Source organism: Microbacterium limosum (assembly GCF_036324365.1).
In the GTDB taxonomy this organism is placed as follows: domain Bacteria; phylum Actinomycetota; class Actinomycetes; order Actinomycetales; family Microbacteriaceae; genus Microbacterium; species Microbacterium limosum.
This window is the reverse complement of record NZ_CP137080.1, coordinates 612573-629548: the sequence shown is the minus strand read 5'-3', so window position 1 is coordinate 629548 and position 16976 is coordinate 612573. Positions and strand designations below refer to the sequence as shown.

The 16976-nt window shown below is 73.8% G+C and carries 17 protein-coding genes; 9 read left to right on the top strand and 8 right to left on the bottom strand.

Going from position 1 to position 16976, the window contains the following annotated elements:
* Positions 1-3: 3 nt before the first annotated feature.
* Positions 4-1065: a GTP 3',8-cyclase MoaA gene (gene moaA, locus RYJ27_RS03075; RefSeq protein ID WP_330171293.1), complete on the bottom strand. Its 1062-nt coding sequence runs from the start codon at positions 1063-1065 to the stop codon at positions 4-6.
* Between the two features lie 212 nt (positions 1066-1277).
* Between moaA and RYJ27_RS03070 the strand changes: the two genes are divergently transcribed.
* Genes RYJ27_RS03070 through cydC form a run of 4 tightly spaced genes read left to right on the top strand, consistent with a single transcriptional unit; the run spans position 1278 to position 7190 of the window.
* Positions 1278-2705 carry a cytochrome ubiquinol oxidase subunit I gene (locus RYJ27_RS03070; RefSeq protein WP_330171292.1) on the top strand — a complete coding sequence of 476 codons (1428 nt, stop codon included), beginning with the start codon at positions 1278-1280 and terminating at the stop codon, positions 2703-2705.
* A gap of 9 nt (positions 2706-2714) precedes the next feature.
* On the top strand, positions 2715-3728 hold the full coding sequence (gene cydB / locus RYJ27_RS03065; protein WP_330171291.1) for a cytochrome d ubiquinol oxidase subunit II: 1014 nt from the start codon (positions 2715-2717) through the stop codon (positions 3726-3728).
* 28 nt (positions 3729-3756) lie between these two features.
* Positions 3757-5475: a thiol reductant ABC exporter subunit CydD gene (cydD, locus tag RYJ27_RS03060; RefSeq protein WP_330171290.1), complete on the top strand. Its 1719-nt coding sequence runs from the start codon at positions 3757-3759 to the stop codon at positions 5473-5475.
* On the top strand, positions 5472-7190 hold the full coding sequence (gene cydC / locus RYJ27_RS03055) for a thiol reductant ABC exporter subunit CydC (protein WP_330171289.1): 1719 nt from the start codon (positions 5472-5474) through the stop codon (positions 7188-7190). The genes cydD and cydC overlap by 4 nt, the downstream gene beginning before the upstream one ends.
* Before the next feature lie 17 nt (positions 7191-7207).
* On the opposite strand, the gene RYJ27_RS03050 is transcribed toward cydC, so the two are convergent.
* From RYJ27_RS03050 to RYJ27_RS03035, 4 genes are read right to left on the bottom strand one after another with little or no spacing between them, the layout of a single operon-like run.
* On the bottom strand, positions 7208-8374 hold the full coding sequence (locus tag RYJ27_RS03050; RefSeq protein ID WP_330171288.1) for an ABC transporter ATP-binding protein: 1167 nt from the start codon (positions 8372-8374) through the stop codon (positions 7208-7210).
* Entirely contained in the window at positions 8371-9186 is an 816-nt protein-coding gene (locus tag RYJ27_RS03045; RefSeq protein ID WP_330171287.1) for an ABC transporter permease, read from the bottom strand. Before RYJ27_RS03045 ends, RYJ27_RS03050 begins: the two co-directional genes overlap by 4 nt.
* Entirely contained in the window at positions 9183-9968 is a 786-nt protein-coding gene (gene modA / locus RYJ27_RS03040) for a molybdate ABC transporter substrate-binding protein (RefSeq protein ID WP_330171286.1), read from the bottom strand. The genes RYJ27_RS03045 and modA overlap by 4 nt, the downstream gene beginning before the upstream one ends.
* Entirely contained in the window at positions 9965-10354 is a 390-nt protein-coding gene (locus RYJ27_RS03035) for a TOBE domain-containing protein (RefSeq protein WP_330171285.1), read from the bottom strand. Before RYJ27_RS03035 ends, modA begins: the two co-directional genes overlap by 4 nt.
* A gap of 102 nt (positions 10355-10456) precedes the next feature.
* Here RYJ27_RS03035 and RYJ27_RS03030 point away from each other — a divergent pair, with 102 nt between their 5' ends.
* From RYJ27_RS03030 to RYJ27_RS03010, 5 genes are read left to right on the top strand one after another with little or no spacing between them, the layout of a single operon-like run.
* Complete coding sequence (locus RYJ27_RS03030; protein ID WP_330171284.1) at positions 10457-11596, top strand: ThiF family adenylyltransferase; 1140 nt, start codon at positions 10457-10459, stop codon at positions 11594-11596.
* Positions 11593-12843, top strand: coding sequence for a molybdopterin molybdotransferase MoeA (locus RYJ27_RS03025; protein WP_330171283.1), 1251 nt, complete (start codon positions 11593-11595; stop codon positions 12841-12843). The genes RYJ27_RS03030 and RYJ27_RS03025 overlap by 4 nt, the downstream gene beginning before the upstream one ends.
* A complete protein-coding gene (moaC, locus tag RYJ27_RS03020; RefSeq protein ID WP_330171282.1) occupies positions 12840-13313 on the top strand; it encodes a cyclic pyranopterin monophosphate synthase MoaC in 474 nt (157 codons plus the stop codon). The genes RYJ27_RS03025 and moaC overlap by 4 nt, the downstream gene beginning before the upstream one ends.
* 4 nt (positions 13314-13317) lie before the next feature.
* Positions 13318-14205 (top strand): NTP transferase domain-containing protein, encoded by an 888-nt coding sequence (locus tag RYJ27_RS03015; RefSeq protein WP_330171281.1) that lies wholly within the window; start codon positions 13318-13320, stop codon positions 14203-14205.
* Entirely contained in the window at positions 14205-14438 is a 234-nt protein-coding gene (locus tag RYJ27_RS03010) for a MoaD/ThiS family protein (protein WP_330171280.1), read from the top strand. Before RYJ27_RS03015 ends, RYJ27_RS03010 begins: the two co-directional genes overlap by 1 nt.
* A 3-nt stretch (positions 14439-14441) precedes the next feature.
* On the opposite strand, the gene RYJ27_RS03005 is transcribed toward RYJ27_RS03010, so the two are convergent.
* The 3 genes from RYJ27_RS03005 to RYJ27_RS02995 are packed head-to-tail and all read right to left on the bottom strand — an operon-like array spanning position 14442 to position 16967.
* Complete coding sequence (locus tag RYJ27_RS03005) at positions 14442-14870, bottom strand: molybdenum cofactor biosynthesis protein MoaE (RefSeq protein ID WP_330171279.1); 429 nt, start codon at positions 14868-14870, stop codon at positions 14442-14444.
* On the bottom strand, positions 14870-15373 hold the full coding sequence (locus tag RYJ27_RS03000) for a MogA/MoaB family molybdenum cofactor biosynthesis protein (RefSeq protein ID WP_330171278.1): 504 nt from the start codon (positions 15371-15373) through the stop codon (positions 14870-14872). Before RYJ27_RS03000 ends, RYJ27_RS03005 begins: the two co-directional genes overlap by 1 nt.
* Before the next feature lie 10 nt (positions 15374-15383).
* Complete coding sequence (locus tag RYJ27_RS02995; RefSeq protein ID WP_330171277.1) at positions 15384-16967, bottom strand: SDR family oxidoreductase; 1584 nt, start codon at positions 16965-16967, stop codon at positions 15384-15386.
* Positions 16968-16976: the final 9 nt, after the last annotated feature.

Below are 16976 nucleotides of genomic sequence, written 5' to 3'. Positions count from 1 at the left end.
GATTCAGCCTCCGATCGCGTTCATGCCCCGAGCGGGCTGGAGAAACGAGGGGTCGTTGATCGCGTGGCCCGGCAGCTTCCCCCGCACGCACGCGCGCAGGATCGTCTCGATCTCGGCGTCGTCGCCGCCGGAGCGGAGGGCGGGCACGAGGTCGTATTCGGTCGTCGAGAACAGGCAGTTGCGCAGCTGGCCGTCCGCCGTCAGCCGCAGCCGGTCGCAGTCGCCGCAGAAGGGAGCCGTCACCGACGCGATGACGCCGACCGAGTGCGGTCCGCCGTCGAGCGCCCAGCGCTCGGCCGGCGCACCCGCCCTGCCCGGGATCGGCACGAGCGTCCACCGCGCAGCGAGCGCATCGAGGATCTCCTCCCTCGTGACCATCTGCGTGCGGTCCCACGTGTGGCCGGCATCCAGCGGCATCTGCTCGATGAACCTCATCTGAGCCCCGTGCGAGACGGCGAACGCCACGAGGTCCACCAGCTCGTCGTCGTTGACCCCGCGCATCGCCACCGCGTTGAGCTTGAGGGGGCGCAGGCCGGATGCCGCGGCCGCCGCGATGCCCTCGAGCACATCCCCCAGGCGGTCTCGGCGGGTGAGCTCGTGGAACCGGTCGGCCCGCAGCGTGTCGATGCTGATGTTGAGGCGGTGAAGACCTGCCGCGATGAGATCGGGCAGCACCTCGCCCAGCCGGATGCCGTTCGTCGTCATCGCGATCTGAACGGGGCCGTCCGGTCCCTCGATCGCGGCGAGACGCTGCACCACGTCGACGATGTCCCGCCGGAGCAGGGGTTCGCCACCCGTGAGGCGGAAGGTCGAGACGCCCGCGGCGGCCGCGACGCGCGCCGCGCGCTCGATCTCGTCGAGCGTGAGGATGCTCGTGCGGGCGAGCCACTCGTTGCCCTGCTCCGGCATGCAGTACGTGCACCGCAGCGAGCAACGGTCGGTGAGCGAGATACGCAGATCCCGGTGCACGCGCCCGTGCGTGTCGACGAGAGGACCGGATGCCGCGGCATCCACCGGACCGTGAGCGGGCACCCGCACCCCGATCGTGACCGGAACCGCACTCATGCGGATCCTTCGTTCACTCCGGCGGGCATGGCATCGAGCCTAGCCGCGGGCCCGCCGCGACCGGGCCGGTCGCGCGCTTTTTCACGGCCGGTGCGCGCGCGAGAGCGGCGCAGAGGGAGGAATCTCGTCATCGAGAGACCCGGCTCCGATGTGGTCTGACCACAGGTTACGATGCTCTCAACCGCCCCGCCTGAGCGAATCGGAGAACGCCCGTGGACCTCCTCGACCCGCTGTTGCTGGCCCGCTGGCAGTTCGGGCTGACCACCCTGTACCACTACCTCTTCGTGCCGTTGACGCTCGGTCTCGCGCTCGTCGTCGCGATCTTCCAGACGGTGTGGCACCGCACGGGCGACGTGAAGTGGCTGCACCTTACCCGCCTGTTCGGCAAGATCTTCCTCATCAACTTCGCGATGGGTGTCGTGACGGGCATCGTGCAGGAGTTCCAGTTCGGCATGAACTGGTCGGCCTACTCGCGGTTCGTGGGCGACGTCTTCGGAGCGCCGCTGGCCTTCGAGGGACTGATGGCGTTCTTCTTCGAGGCGACCTTCATCGGGCTGTGGATCTTCGGATGGGACCGGCTCCCCCGCATCCTGCACCTGGCCTCGATCTGGATGGTCGTGCTGGGGTCGACTCTGTCGGCGTACTTCATCCTGGCCGCCAACGCCTTCATGCAGAACCCCGTGGGCTATCAGATGGCGGCGGACGACGGCCGTGCCGAGCTGATCGACTTCTGGGCGGTGCTCACCAACCCCGTCGTGCTGGCGGCGTTCCCCCACACCATCTTCGCCGCCTGGATGTTCGCGGCCGCCGTCGTGATCGCGGTCTCCGCGTGGCACCTCTCCCGCGGCCAGCACCTCGAGACCATGCGCTCGTCGCTGCGGTTCGGCCTGTGGTTCATGATCGTCTCCTTCGCCGGGGTCGCCGTCTCGGGCGACCAGCTGAGCCTCGTGATGGTGGCGACGCAGCCGATGAAGATGGCGGCGGCAGAGGCGATGTGGGACAGCGCATGCGGCGCCGATGCATCCTTCTCGATCTTCTCCCTCGGCACCCCCGACGGGACGGAGGAGATCTGGTCGCTGCGCGTGCCGTATCTGCTGTCCCTGCTCTCCACCCACTCGTTCGACGGCTGCGTCGAGGGGCTCAACGACCTCCAGGCGCTCTACGAGCAGCAGTTCGGCGAGGGCGTGAGCTACATGCCGATCATCTGGGTCACCTACTGGTCCTTCCGCTGGATGATCGGCCTCGGCGGCGCCGCCGCTCTCGTGGCCGTCGCGGGTCTGTGGGTGACCCGCAAGAGGGCGACCCGTCCCGTCGCCGGATGGATGTGGAAGGTCGCAATCTGGGCGGCGCCGCTGCCCCTGCTCGGCAGCCTCGTGGGGTGGGTGTTCACCGAGATGGGCCGCCAGCCCTGGATCGTCTTCAGCCTGATGCTGACCGAGGACGGCGTCTCGCCGGGCGTTCCGGGATGGACGGTGCTCATCTCCCTCGTGGCGTTCACGCTCATCTACGCGGCCCTCGCCGTCGTGGAGTTCGGCCTGATCCTCAAGGCGGCGCAGAAGGGTCCCGACCCGCTGCCCGATCCGAACGCGCCCGGGGGCGACGCCGACGACAGCACCCGACTCACCTCGACGGTCTACTAGGAAGCAGCCATGGATCTCGCCTACCTCTGGTTCTGGATCATCGGATTCCTCTTCATCGGGTACTTCGTGCTCGACGGATTCGACTTCGGCGTCGGGATGTCGCTGCCCTTCCTCGGCAAGGACGACGTCGGACGCCGCCAGATCATCAACACGATCGGCCCCGTGTGGGACCTGAACGAGACGTGGCTGATCGTCGCCGGCGCGTCCCTCTTCGCCGCGTTCCCGGAGTGGTACGCGACGCTGTTCAGCGGCTTCTACCTCCCCCTCCTCCTCATCCTGCTCGCGCTCATCGCCCGTGGCGTGTCGTTCGAGTACCGGCACCAGCGCGACAGCCTGCAGTGGAAGAAGGGCTTCGACACGATGATCGTCGTCGGCTCCGCGGTGCCCGCCCTGCTGTGGGGCGTCGCGTTCGCGAACATCGTGCAGGGTGTGCCGATCGATCAGGACTTCGAGTTCACGGGAACGCTCCTGACGCTTCTGAACCCCTACGCTCTCCTGGGCGGCCTGACGACGCTGCTGCTCTTCTTCACGTACGGGGTGAGCTTCGTCGCCCTCAAGACCGACGGACAGGTGCACGACGACGCCCGCCGCCTGGCCGCGCGCTCCGGGTTCCTCACCATCGCCGTCGCCGCCGTGTTCCTGCTCTGGACCGTCCTCGCACACCCGGGGCTGCCCGTCATGGTCCTCGCGATCGTCGCGGCGCTCGCCCTCATCCTCTCCGTCGGCGCGAACCTGCGGAACCGCGAGGGCTGGGCCTTCGGCTTCGCCGCCGTCACGGTCGTCGCGGCCGTGGGCACGCTGTGGTTCGCGCTGTATCCGTTCGTCATGCCGTCGTCGACCGATCCCGCCTTCAGTCTGACGATCGAGAACGCCTCCAGCACCGACTACACGCTGACGATCATGTCGTGGGCGGCGCTGATCTTCCTGCCCCTCGTGCTGGCCTACCAGGGCTGGACCTACTGGGTGTTCCGCCGGCGCGTGTCCCGGTCGCACATCGAGAAGGCCGCCGCGCAGGCGCACTGATGCGGGGCGCCGATAGCCTCGACGTGCTGTGACTGATTCGAAGGATGCCCCCGCACCCGCCCCGCGCGAGGCCCGGCGGCCGCGGCGCACGCCCCCCGTCGACCCGCGCCTGCTGCGCTACGCCCGGGCAGCGCGGGGCTTCTTCGCCCTCCTCGCGGTCATCTCGCTCGCGCAGACCGCCGTCATCATCGCGTTCGCGGCGCTGCTGACCCGGGCGATCACCGGGGTGATCGACGGCATCCCGTGGTCCGACCTCGCGGCGACGCTCCTCGCGCTCACCGCCGTTGTGCTCGTGCGGGCCCTTTTGATCTGGCTGCGGGAGCAGGCGGCCGCTCGCGCGGCCGCGAGGGCGCAGGCGCAGCTGCGGGAGGGACTCGTCGCCGCGGTCGGCCGCCTCGGGCCCGCCTGGCTCGAGCGGCGCAGCTCGGCGGCGCTGGCCGTGACGGCGGGGCGCGGGCTGGAGGCGCTCGATGCATACTTCGGCCGCTACCTGCCCCAACTGGTGCAGACCGTGATCGCGACCCCCGTCATCCTCGCCGTCATGTGGTGGGCCGACTGGATCAGCGGGCTGACGGTGCTGCTCACCCTGCCCCTCATCCCGATCTTCATGATCCTCATCGGTCTCGCCACGCGCGCCGTGCAGAAGCGCCAGTGGGACACGCTGCGCCAGCTCGCCTCCCGCTTCGCCGACACCGTGCACGGCCTGTCCACGCTCAAGGTCTTCGGCCGGCAGCACCGCGCCGCGGCATCCATCGACCGCGTGACCGAGCGCTACCGCGGCGAGACGATGAAGGTGCTGCGGGTGTCGTTCCTCTCGGGCTTCGCGCTCGAGTTCCTCGCGAGCATCGCGGTCGCGATCGTGGCCGTGTCGATCGGATTCCGGCTGCTCGACGGGGTGCTGGTGCTCGGCGTCGGCCTCTTCGTGCTGCTCCTGGCGCCCGAGGCGTACCTGCCGCTGCGCCAGGTCGGCGTGCAGTTCCACGCGGCGGCCGAGGGCGTCGCCGCGACCGACGACGTGTTCGCCGTCCTGGACGAGGCGGCGGCCGCGCGCGACGCGGTCGACTCGCGGGGGGCGGCGCCGACGGCGGATCGTGTCGAGGTCGTAGGTCCCGAGGCGAACCTCGTGCTCGAGGGCGTGCGGGTGCGCCGCGGCGACCGGATCCTGCCGCCCGTCGCCCTGTCCGCGAGCACCGGCGAGGTCGTGGTGATCGACGGCGCGAGCGGGGCCGGCAAGACGAGCGCGCTCGCCGCACTGCGCGGCGCCGCCGCCTTCGAGGGACGTGCGATGTGGGCCGGCCACGACGTGCGCGGCCTCGCGGCCGCCGACTGGCTCGCCTGGGCCGGACAGCGCCCGGGACTGATCGCGGGAACCGTCGAGGAGAACGTGGCCCTCGGCGACCCGCGTCCCGACCGCGCCCTCGTCACGCGCGCGCTCTGCCTCGCCGCCGCCGACGGCATCCCGGCCGACCTCGCGCTCGGCGCCCAGGGAAGCGGGCTCTCGGGCGGCCAGGCGCAGCGCGTCGCGGTCGCACGCGCGCTCTACCGTCACCTGAGCGGACGCGCCCGCGTCGTCGCACTCGACGAGCCCAGCGCCGCGCTGGATGCCGACACGGAGGCCCGCCTCTGGCGGCATCTGCGGACGGTGGCGGATGCCGGGGCGATCGTCCTGCTCGTCTCGCACCGCACATCGGCCCGACGCATCGCCGACCGGGTGGTCTCGCTCCGCCACGCGGAGGTCGCCGCATGAGCGCCGACCCCGCCGTGCACCCGGGAGCCGCCGCCGCGCCCGGGCCGGTCACCGCCGGATCGGTGTTGCGCGCGGCGATGCCCCCTCCCCGCCGGTTCTGGCCGGCCGCGGCATCGGGCTTCCTGTCCGAGGCCTCGGCCGTCGCGCTGCTGGCGGTCAGCGCGTGGCTCATCGTCCGAGCGAGCGAACAGCCGATCCTGCTCGCGATCTCGGTGGCCGTCGTGGGCGTCCGGCTGTTCGCACTCACGCGAGCGGTGTTCCGCTACACGGAGCGGCTCGCAGGTCACGACGCCGCCCTGCGGCAGCTCGCCCGGACGCGTGCCGACCTCGTTCGCCGCCTCATCCCGCTGGCACCCGACGCCCTCGGGCGCCACGGGCGGGGCTCCGTGCTCGGCGCGCTCGTCGACGACGTCGACGACCTGCAGAACCTCCCGTTGCGCGTCGTGCAGCCCCTCGCGGCATCCGCCTTCGTGGCCCTCGGCGCCGTGGTCTTCGTCGGGATGGTCTCGTGGCCGGCGGCGCTGACCCTTCTCGCGTGCCTCGTCGCGGCGGCCGCTGCGGCCCTGCTGTGGGGGTGGGCGGTCGGTGCACGCTCCGAGCGCTCCCTGTCGCCCCTCCGGGCCCGCCTCGCCGACCAGGTGCTCGACCACCTCGGCAGCCTCGACGTCCTCGTCGCCTACGGCGCCGAGGAGCAGAGCCGCGCCCGCATCCGCGAGACCGATGCGCTCCTGCGGCGCGCCGTCGTGCGCCGCGCCGCCGCCCAGGCGGGCTCGGCGGCCCTCGTGTCGCTGCTGGCGGGAGCGGCATCCGTCCTCGCGATCGTCGCGACGCAGGGCCAGGATCTCGCGGGGCCGTCCCTGGCCGTCGTCGTGCTCGTCCCCCTCGCGGTGTTCGAGGTCTTCGCCGCCGTTCCGCTCGCGGCGTCGGCGTGGCGCCAGGTGCACGCGAGCGCGACGCGGATCTCCGAGGCACTGCCCACTCGGATCCCGGAGGAGATCGTCCGCGACGTGGTCCCCGCCACCGGCACGGCGCCGTCCCTGGGCACGGGGACCGAGGCGGGATTGCGCCTGCGCGGCGCGTCGGCGCGCTGGCCGGGTGCCGAGGACGACGCCCTGTCCGACGTCGATCTCCACGTCGCACCCGGCGAGCGCCTGCTCGTGGTCGGCTCCAGCGGCGCGGGCAAGTCCACCCTCGCGCACGTCCTCGTGCGCTTCCTCGCCGTGCGCGGGGAATACCGGATCGGCGGCATCCCTGTGCAGGAGCTCTCCTCCGACGACGTGCGGCTCACCGTGGGGCTCTGCGAGCAGGACCCGATGCTCTTCGACGAGGACATCCGCCAGAACCTGCTGTTCGCCCGTGAGAGCGCCACGGATGCCGAGCTGATCGCCGCCCTCGAGCGGGTGGGCCTCGGCCCCTGGCTCGCTGAGCGGGGCGGTCTCGATGCGCGCGTCGGCGAGCGCGGTGCCCTCGTCTCCGGCGGGCAGGCGCAGCGCATCTCGCTGGCGAGGGCGCTCCTACGGGGATTCCCCGTCCTCGTCCTGGACGAGCCGACGGCCGGCGTCGATCCGCAGGCGTCCGACCGGTTGCTCACCGACCTGCTCGGCGCGGTCGGCCCCGATCGGTCGGTCGTGCTCATCTCGCACGTCGCCCCGCCGGCGGGCTCCGTCGACCGCGTCGTCCGGCTCGAGGGCGGCCGCATCGTCCGAGGGGCCTGAGCCGACGGATCCGGCCATCAGGACGCTGCACCGGCAGCGGATCGCCCGGTGGGCACGGGCTGCAGACGGACGTCGGCCGGCTCGACGCGCAGACGCACGGGCACCCCGGCGGCGAGCCCCTCCTCTGCGACGACATCGGCCGGCACGTCCACGGCGACGGGCGGCTCGGCGGTGTGCACGCGCGCGCCGGCCGGCGTCTGCTCGATCCGCACGATCCGAGACGTCCATTCGCCGGGTCTCGGCGAGTCCCGGGCTGCCACGCGCACGGCCGCCGTCCACGTCGCCTCCCGGCTCCGCTCGAGGCGCACGGCGCCGGGGCGGAACACCGCGGCCAGGGCATCGCCGTCGGCTACGGCGGGGGACGGCGCCGGCCCCTCGATCAGCACCTCGGGCTCCCGACCCGCTCGCCACATGCGCCCGTCGGCGACGCCTACGACGCGGTTGAGTCCCGCGATCGTCGATGCGAAGCGGGTCGCCGGGGCGCGCAGGACCTCGCGCACGGTTCCCTCCTGCGTCACCCGACCCTCCTCGACGAGGAGGAGCCTCGAGGCGAGAGCCGCGGCATCCACGGCGTCGTGCGTGACGATGACCGCCGTCGAGCGGGTGAGCATCAGCTGCTCGTGCATCATCGCGCGGATGTCGGCCGCCGTCTCCGGATCCAGCGAGGTGAGGGGCTCGTCGAGGAGCAGGACCTGCGGTGCGGTCGCGAGCGCCCGTGCGATCGCGACCCGCTGCTGCTGGCCGCCGGAGAGCTGTGCCGGGCGCTTGTCCCCCACCCCCGGCATCCCCACGCGCCACAGCCAGTCGTCGGCCTCCCCGAGGGCGACGCTGCGACCGATGCCCTGCGCCCGCGGACCGAAGGCGACGTTCTCGCGTGCGCTCATGTGGGGGAACAGCCGCGGTTCCTGACCGAGCAGCACCGCCCCGCGCTGCGCGGGCCGCATGTGCATCCCGCGCCCGCGGCCTCGCGGTCGCGGCGCGCGGGCCACGTCCTTCCCGCCGATCCGCACCCGCCCCTCGGTGAGCCGCGCAAGCCCCGCGACCGCCGCGAGAAGCGTCGACTTGCCCGCGCCGCTCGGTCCCATCACGGCGATCACCTCGCCCGCGCCCGCGGTCACACGCACCTCGAGCCGGAAGCCCCTGCGCGCCACGACGACGTCGGCATCGAGCGTCGCGCCGGTCATCGCGGCGCCCCCTCTCGCCAGCCCCGCACGAGCAGGAGCACGACGAGCGAGGTCACCAGCAGCAGCAGCGACAGGGCCACGGCGGTGCCCTGCCCGACCCCCGCGCCGTTGAACGCCGTGTAGATCGCGAGCGGCATCGTCTGGGTCTGACCCGGGGAATTGCCGGCGAAGAGCGCCGTGGCACCGAACTCGCCGATCGCGCGCGCGAAGCACAGGATGACGCCCGCCAGCAGGCCGGGCGCGGCCAGCGGCAGCGTGACCCGCCAGAGGGTGCGCCACCGCCCCGCGCCGAGCGTCGCGGCCGTGTGCTCGTGCTCGACCCCCGCCGTCCGCAGCGACCCCTCGACCGCCAGGACGAGGAACGGCAGCGCGACGAAGACCTGGGCGAGGACGACGGCCGCCGTCGTGAACGGCAGCGAGATGCCCCACAGCGCCAGCGCCTCGCCCACGGGGCTGCTGCGACCGAACAGGAACAGCAGGGCCACGCCGCCGACCATGGGAGGCAGCACCAGCGGCACGGTCACGAGCACCCGCAGCACGCCGGCGAGTCTCGGACGGGCGCGGGCGATCACGAGGGCGAGCGGCACCCCCAGAACCGTGCAGACGGTGGTGGCGATCAGCCCCGTCACGAGGGACAGGACGAGGGCGTCGACGGAGGCCGGCGCGGCCACGTCCGCCCAGAGGGTCGACCACTCCACGCGGCCGACGAGCGCTCCCAGCGGCACGACGAGCAGCGCGAGGCCGAGGAGCGCGGGGACGACGAGGACCGGGGGGAGGGTCCCCCCGGCGGGGCGGTGCGACGGATCGGTCACGGCGCTCCGAACCCGCGGTCCTCGAGCACGGCACGCCCCGGCCCGGACACGACGAACGCGACGAACGCCTCTGCGGCAGCGGGGTCGGCGGATCCTTCGAGGGGCGCGATGGGATAGCGGTTCACGACCTCCGCGGCGCCCTCGGGGACGAAGCTCTCGACGGGCCGCCCCGAGACGTCCGTCGCATAGACGAGCCCGGCATCCGCCTCATCGGCGGCCACCTTGGTCAGCACGGCGGCGACGTTCTGCTCGTAGCTGGCCGCGTCCACCCGGACGCCGGCACCCGCCAGGAGCCGTTCGGCCGCGGCGCCGCAGGGCACCTCCGGCGCGCAGAGCACGACGGTGCGCTGCGGGTCGCCCAGGTCGCCGATGCTCTGCACGTCGCCGGGATTCCCCTCCGGAACGGCGACGACGAGGGTGTTCGTCGCGAAGACGTCGGTCGTCGTCGCGAGGTCGCCGATGCCGGCCATCGTGGCCTCGTCGGCCGCCGCGAACACGTCGGCCGGCGCTCCCTCGACGATCTGCGCCGCGAGCGTGCTCGATCCGTCGTAGACGATCGGCCGGACGTCGATACCCGGGTTCTCGGCCTCGAAGAGCCGGGCGATCTCGTCGAACGAGCCCTGCAGCGACGCGGCGGCGAAGACCGTCAGCTCGACCTGCGCTCCGGATGCCGCGGCATCCGCTCCCCCCGCCCGGGGCTCCCCGGCCGACCCGCATGCGGCGAGCGCGACGCCCACGCCGGCGAGCGCGGCGACGACGCCGAGGGCACGCGGAGGGCTCACTTCGGCGTCTCCACGATCACCGTCGTGGCCTTGACCACGGCGGTGGCGAGCGCACCGACCTCGAGACCGAGCTCGCGCACCGCCTCGGCGGACATCAGCGAGACCACCCGATGCGGCCCCGCCTGGATGTCGACCTGCGCCATCACGCCGTCCACCTGCAGGCGCGTCACGAGCCCGACGAACCGGTTGCGGGCGCTCGAGAGCCGGTCGGCCGGGTCGGCGGCCGCGCGGGCGAGCTCCACGGCGCGCGCCGCGAGGGCGTCGCCCGGGATCTGCGCGGGTGAGCTTCCCGTCGTGGGCAGCACGCCCGCGTCCACCCAGCGACGCACCGTGTCGTCACTGACACCCAGCAGCCGGGCCGCCTCGGCGATCTTGAACGCGCTCACTCGTCGATGATATCCGCGCCCGCGAGGTTCAGGAGCGATTACGTCCGCATCCGCGGAAACACGAGCGGCGCCGCGTCGTGCGCGCCGGACTAGCCTGGAGGGATGCCTCTGCCTCCGCTGGTCGAGCCCGTCGCCGCGCTCAGCGACGCCGAGCGCGCGCGCACCGCGCGACACACGAGCCTGCTCGCCCTCGGCGATGTCGGTCAGCGGCGCCTCGCCGCCGCGCACGTCGCGGTCGTGGGCGCCGGGGGACTCGGCTCCCCCGTCGTCCTCGCGCTCGCGGCGGCCGGGATCGGCACGCTCACGATCATCGACGACGACGACGTGGAGCCCTCGAACCTCCAGCGTCAGGTCATCCACGCCCACGCCGACGTCGGCCGGCCCAAGGTCGACAGCGCCGCGAGGGCCGTCGCCGGCCTCTCCCCGGAGACGCGCGTCGTGGCGGTGCGCGCGCGCCTGTCGCCCGACAACGCCGCCCGCCTGCTCGCAGACGCGGACCTCGTGATCGACGGCACCGACACCTTCGACACCCGCGAGGCCGTCGCCGCGGCGACGCAGCGGGCGGGCGTGCCGCTGGTATGGGGCACCGTGCAGGAGATGCACGCGCAGGTCACGGTGTTCTGGTCGGCGCCCCCCGCGGGCTCCTCCCCCGTCGTGCTCGGCGACCTCTACCCCCCGGGCTCGGTGGGCGACGTCCCCACGTGCGCGGACGTCGGCGTTCTGGGCGCCCTGTGCCTGCAGGTCGGCTCGCTGCTGGCGATGGAGGCGATCAAGCTCATCGCGGGCATCGGCGAGCCGCTCCTGGGACGCGTACTCGTGATCGACGCGCTGGCGGCCCGGCAGCGCGAGGTGCCGCTCGTGGGCGCCGCCCCGGGGCGCGAGAACGCCGATGCCGCGGCATCCCTCGCCCCGCCCCTTCCCCCGCACATCGATGCCGCGACCCTGAGGGCCGCTCTCGCCGGCGTCGCGCGACCGGACCTGCTCGACGTCCGGGAGCAGCACGAGCTCTCGCGCGGCACGATCGACGGCATCCGGCATGTCCCCCTCGCCGCCGTGCTCGCGGACCCGGAGGCGGCGGCGCCCCCCTCCGGCACCACTCCGACGATCGTGATCTGCCAGGCGGGCATGCGCGCGCGCCGGGCTGCGGAGGCGCTGCGGGGCGCCGGGGTCGACGCCGTCGTCCTCACCGGCGGGATGGACGCGTGGGCCGCGATGCTGACGGGGACGAGGATCCGAGCGTGAGCGGGGCCGCGCTCCGAAGCGTCGAGGATCAGCAGGGCCGGGTCATCGCCGCGGCGAGCCCCCTTCCGGCATCGTCGCGCCGGCTCCGCGACGCCGCCGGTTCGACGCTCGCGGCGCCGGTCCTCGCCCGCGTCGACATCCCCGTCTTCGACAACTCCGCCATGGACGGCTTCGCGGTCCGATACGCGGATGCCGCGGCCGCCGCGCCGGGCAGCCCCGTCGTCCTCCGCGTCGTCGCCGACCTGCCCGCGGGCACCGCGCTCGACCCGGCGCTGGCGGCCGGGGAGGCCGCCCGCATCATGACCGGCTCTCCCGTCCCCGCCGACGCCGACGCGATCGTCCCCTTCGAGGACACCGAGGCCGGTCTGGGCGGCGGGCTGGAGCCCGTCGCCGTCGTCCGCCCGCCGCGGGGCGTCGGCGCCCACATCCGCCGGCGCGGCACGGATCTGCGCGCGGGAGACGTCGTGATCGACGCCGGCGAGCGGCTCGGACCCTTCGCCCTGTCCGCCGCTGCCGCCGCCGGTGTCGAGGCCGTCACGGTCCACGAGCGCCCGCGCGTCGCCGTCGTCTCCACCGGCACGGAGCTCGCGCCCCCGGGGGCCGATCTGCGGCGCGGACAGATCCCCGAGTCCAACTCCGTCCTGCTCGAGCACCTCGCGCGGGGCGCCGACGCGGATGTCGTCCTGGTGGAGAGCGTCGACGACAGCGATGCCGCCTTCCTCGACGTCCTCTCGCGGGCCCGCGATGCCGGGGCGCACGTCGTCATCACCTCGGGCGGTGTGAGCGCGGGCGCCTACGAGGTCGTCAAGAACGTGCTCTCGCGGGGAGGGGAGGTCGAGTTCGCCAAGGTCGCGATGCAGCCCGGCAAGCCCCAGGCCTTCGGCGTGCTCGGCGGTGGGGAGCTCTTCTTCGGCCTTCCCGGCAACCCCGTCAGCTCCGCCGTGTCGTTCGAGACGTTCGTGCGGCCCGCGCTCCTGGCCCTTCAGGGGCGACGCGCGCTGCACCGCCCGCTCCTGCGCCTGCAGGCCGCGACGGCGTGGCGCACTCCCCTCGGCCGGCGCCAGTACCTGCCCGCCGCCATCGACCGCTCGGATCCCGCCCGGTGGCTGGTCGCACCGGCCAGCGCGGGGGGCTCCGGCTCGCACCTGGCGGGCGGGCTCGCGCACGCCGAGGCCTACGCGATCGTCGCGGCCGACGTCGAGGCCGTCGACGTCGGCGACATGGTCGATGTCATGCTGGTCACATGAGCTTCACGCACCTGGATGCCGCCGGCCACGCCCGCATGGTCGATGTGACCGAGAAGCAGCCCACCGTCCGCGCCGCGACCGCCCGCGGTTTCGTGCGCTGCGCCGCCCACGTCGTGGGCGCGCTCCGGGACGGCACGGCCCCCAAGGGCGACGTGCTCGCGGTCGCGCGCATCGCCGGCATCCAGGGCGCCAAGAAGTGCGCCGACCTGCTGCCCCTCGCCCACGTCATCGGCGTGCACGGTGCGGCGGTCGATCTGTCGATCACCGACGACGGCGTCGAGATCGAGGCGACCGTGCGCACGGCCGATCGCACCGGCGTGGAGATGGAGGCGCTGACCGCCGTGAGCGTCGCAGCCCTCGCGATCGTCGACATGGTGAAGGGGATGGACAAGTCCACCTCCATCGAGGACCTGCGCATCACCGCGAAGGAGGGCGGCCGCTCCGGCTCCTGGACTCGGCCCGGCGCATAGCGGCATGATCGACGGCTCGCTCGACGCGATCATCCTTGCGGGCGGCCGGGCCTCGCGGCTCGGCGGCGTCGCGAAGCCGTTGCTCGAGGTCGGCGGACGCCCCCTGCTGACCTTGGCGGTCGATGCCGCCGCGGATGCCGGAGCGCGCCGCATCGTCGTCGCCGCGCCGCCGCTGCGGGACGACCCGCGCGTGCGGTGGGTGCGGGAGGACCCGCCCTTCGGCGGCCCCGTGGCGGGGATCGTCGCCGCGCTCCCTCTCACCGACGCGACCTGGGTCCTCGTGCTGCCCGCAGACCTGCCGCGCGCGCGCGACGCGGTCGCACGCCTCCGGGCCGCGCGGCCGGGCCCCGACGGCGTGAGGATGGTGGATGCCGGGGGCCGCACGCAGCCCCTCACGGCGATCTACCGGGCGCAGGCGCTCCGGGCCGCGGCGTCCGCGCTCCCCCACGGCGGCCGCGACCTGCCCGTACGGGCGCTCGTGGCCGACCTGCGTGTGAGGGATGTTCAGGACGCCGATGAGAGCGCCCTCGACGTGGACACGTGGCAGGATCTGGAGGAGGCGCGGCGGCGCCAGGGGGTGCCGCAGGCCGCGCCGGAGACGGAGAGAACCATGTCCAGCGAGAACTCCCGCACCCTTCCGCCCGAGGCCCTCGACGCGTGGGCCGCCGCCCTGCGCGAGCGCTTCGACCTCACCGGCGACGACCTGCCGGTATCGCTCGTGCTCGACCTCGCGCGGGATGTCGCCAACGACGTCGCACGTCCCGCCGCTCCCTTCAGCGCGTTCGCCGCGGGCTTCGTCGCCGGTCGGGCGGGCGGATCGCCCGAGCAGGTGCGCGAGGCCGTCGCGGCCGTCGTGGACCTCGCCGCCGCGTGGAAGCGGGACGGGTCCTGATGGCACGGGTGCGCTATTTCGCCGCCGTCGAGGAGGCGACGGGGCGCGACGAGGAGTCGCGACCCGAGACGACGCTCGGCGACCTGCGGGCGGCGCTGCTCGCCGAGTACCCGTCGCTCATCGGCATCCTGCCCCGTTGCGCCGTGCTCGTGGGCGGATCGCGGGTGGACGACGCGGCACCGCTCGCGGCCGACGCCACGGTCGACGTGCTGCCGCCGTTCGCCGGCGGGTGAGCCTCAGCCGCCGAGACCCTTCCACGCGGTCGTGCCGTCCGCCTCCACCTGACGCTTCCACACCGGAAGGTCGGTCTTGATGGTCTCGATGATCTCCCGGCACACCTCGAAGGCCTCGGCGCGATGCGGCGAGGCGACGGCGATGACCACCGCGGCGTCGCCGACCGACAGCCGGCCGACGCGATGACTGACGGCGACGACCGCCGATCCGTCGCCGATCGCGGCGTTCGCGAGCCGCACGAGGGTCTCGGGGGCGTCCGGATGGGCGGTGTACTCGAGGGCGACGACCGCACCCGAGGCATCCGGATCGTGGTCACGGACGCGGCCGACGAACGTCGTCAGCGCACCGGCCGCCGCGTCGTCGACGGCGCGGAGGTGCTCATCGAGATCGAGCGGATCGGCGCTGATCCGGGCCAGGCGCACCCCGCCCATCAGTGGTCGCCGCCCGCGAGCTGATCGACGACGTGCCGCGCGACCGAGAGGACGACGGGCATCCCGGAGGCCACCGCAGCGGTGGAGCCCGGCAGGTTGACCACGAGGGCCCCCGAGGGATCGACGACGCCGGCGAGGCCCCGCGTGAGCATGCCGCCGGGCTTCTCCGCGGCTCCGCGACGACGCAGTTCCTCGGCGATGCCGGGCAGCTCGCGCGTGATCACCCTCGCCGTTGCCTCGGGCGTCCGGTCCCGGGGACCGACGCCCGTGCCGCCCGTCGTGACGATCAGGCGAGCGCCCGAGCCGAGCGCGGCGCGCAGCGCGGCCTCGACGCTGTCGTCGCCGTCGGCGACGACGGCCGGCTCCGCGCACTCCCAGCCGGCGTCCCGGAGAGCGGTCACGGCGAGGGGGCCGCTGCGATCGGACCGCTCGCCCGAGGCCGAGCGGTCGGAGACGGTGATGACCGCGGCGGTGGACGGCGCGGAGGTGTCGGGGGCATGCATCCCCCTCACTCTAGGCCGCGTCGGCGCGGTCGGCGGCGGCCTGCTCGGCATCCTCCCGAGCCTCGGCCGCGGCGACGATGCGAGCGGCCATCCCGGCGAAGATGAAGCCGTGGAACGGCAGCACCGCCAACCAGTACAGCCGCCCCGCGAGGCCGCGGGGGAAGAACACGGCCCGCTGCTCGTAGGTGGCGCCGCCGGCCGTGGGCACCGCGCGCATCTCGAGCCAGGCGAGCCCCGGCACCTTCATCTCCGCCCGCAGGCGCAACTGCGACGGCTGCTCGCCACCGCCGCGCTCCACCTGCTCGACGCGCCAGAAATCGAGCGCGTCCCCGACGACGAGGCGGTCGGGATGCCGGCGGCCCCGCCGCAGCCCGACGCCGCCGACGATCTTGTCCATCCATCCCCGCGCCGCCCATGCGAGGGGCCACGAGTACCAGCCCCGTGTGCCCCCGATGCCCTCGATGACGGCCCACAGGTCCTCGGCGGGCGCCCGGGTGTCCGCCGAGCGGAGGTCTGTGAACACCATCCGGCCCGCCCACTCCGGGTCTGCCGGCAGGGGGTCGCTCGGGGCGTCGTGCACGGCGGCATCCTGCCAGCTCGTCTCGACACCGCCCGCCCGCTCGCGCCCGAGCGCGAGGGCCACCGCCCGCCGATAGGGCGTCAGCCCGCCCTCGGGGCGCGGGATGAGCGCGTCGACGTCGCGGTTCTTCACGATGCACTCGTTCTGCAGCGACTCCACGAGCGGACGGGCGATCGACCGCGGTATCGGGGTGACGAGGTTGACCCAGTGCGAGGCCAGTCCCGGCGTCAGCACCGGCAGCGCCGCGATGGGGCGCTGACGCAGGCCCGCCTGCACGGCGTAGCCGTTCATCATCTGGCCGTACCGCAGCACGTCGGGCCCGCCGATGTCCACGGCGCGGTTCACGTCGGCATCGACCTTCGCGGCACCCAGGAGGTAGTGCAGCACGTCTCGAACGGCGATCGGCTGAATGCGGTTGCGCACCCATCTCGGCGCGGGCATATACGGCAGCACCTCGGTGAGATGGCGCACCATCTCGAACGATGCGGACCCCGAGCCGATCACGACGCCCGCCTGCAGCACGAGGGCGGGCACGCCGCTGGCCAGCAAGATCTCGCCGACCTCCACGCGCGAGCGCAGGTGGCGTGAGAGCGTCGCGTCATCCGGATGGAGCCCGCCGAGGTAGACGATTCGCCCCGCCCGGGCGGCCGCCGCGGCATCCGCGAGCGTCCGGGCCGCGCGCTGATCGGTCTCCTCGAACAAGCGCCCGCCGCCCATCGAGTGCACGAGGTAGTAGATCACGTCGGCGCCCCGGGTGGCCTCGGTGACCGCCGCCACGTCCGTCGCGTCTCCGATGACGATCTCGACCCGGTCGCCCCACTGGTAGGCCGCGACGCGCGCCGGGTCGCGGGCGAGCACCCGCACCCGATAGCCCGCGGCCAGCAGCCGCGGCACGAGGCGGCCGCCGATGTACCCGGTGGAGCCGAGTACGAGCGCGCGCGGCTGCTCCCCGTCCGCGCGCGGCGCGGCCCGCAGGGCCTCTTCGCGGCCCGTGGGGGCGGATGTCTCCAGCATGCCTCGAAC

Bases quoted from the DNA above. Each gene is read 5' to 3' on its own strand.
- moaA (WP_330171293.1), bottom strand. From the start codon at position 1,065: ATGAGTGCGGTTCCGGTCACGATCGGGGTGCGGGTGCCCGCTCACGGT.
- cydB (WP_330171291.1), top strand. From the start codon at position 2,715: ATGGATCTCGCCTACCTCTGGTTCTGGATCATCGGATTCCTCTTCATC.
- cydC (WP_330171289.1), top strand. From the start codon at position 5,472: ATGAGCGCCGACCCCGCCGTGCACCCGGGAGCCGCCGCCGCGCCCGGG.
- RYJ27_RS03050 (WP_330171288.1), bottom strand. From the start codon at position 8,374: ATGACCGGCGCGACGCTCGATGCCGACGTCGTCGTGGCGCGCAGGGGC.
- RYJ27_RS03030 (WP_330171284.1), top strand. From the start codon at position 10,457: ATGCCTCTGCCTCCGCTGGTCGAGCCCGTCGCCGCGCTCAGCGACGCC.
- moaC (WP_330171282.1), top strand. From the start codon at position 12,840: ATGAGCTTCACGCACCTGGATGCCGCCGGCCACGCCCGCATGGTCGAT.
- RYJ27_RS03015 (WP_330171281.1), top strand. From the start codon at position 13,318: ATGATCGACGGCTCGCTCGACGCGATCATCCTTGCGGGCGGCCGGGCC.
- RYJ27_RS03010 (WP_330171280.1), top strand. From the start codon at position 14,205: ATGGCACGGGTGCGCTATTTCGCCGCCGTCGAGGAGGCGACGGGGCGC.
- RYJ27_RS03005 (WP_330171279.1), bottom strand. From the start codon at position 14,870: ATGGGCGGGGTGCGCCTGGCCCGGATCAGCGCCGATCCGCTCGATCTC.
- RYJ27_RS03000 (WP_330171278.1), bottom strand. From the start codon at position 15,373: ATGCATGCCCCCGACACCTCCGCGCCGTCCACCGCCGCGGTCATCACC.
- RYJ27_RS02995 (WP_330171277.1), bottom strand. From the start codon at position 16,967: ATGCTGGAGACATCCGCCCCCACGGGCCGCGAAGAGGCCCTGCGGGCC.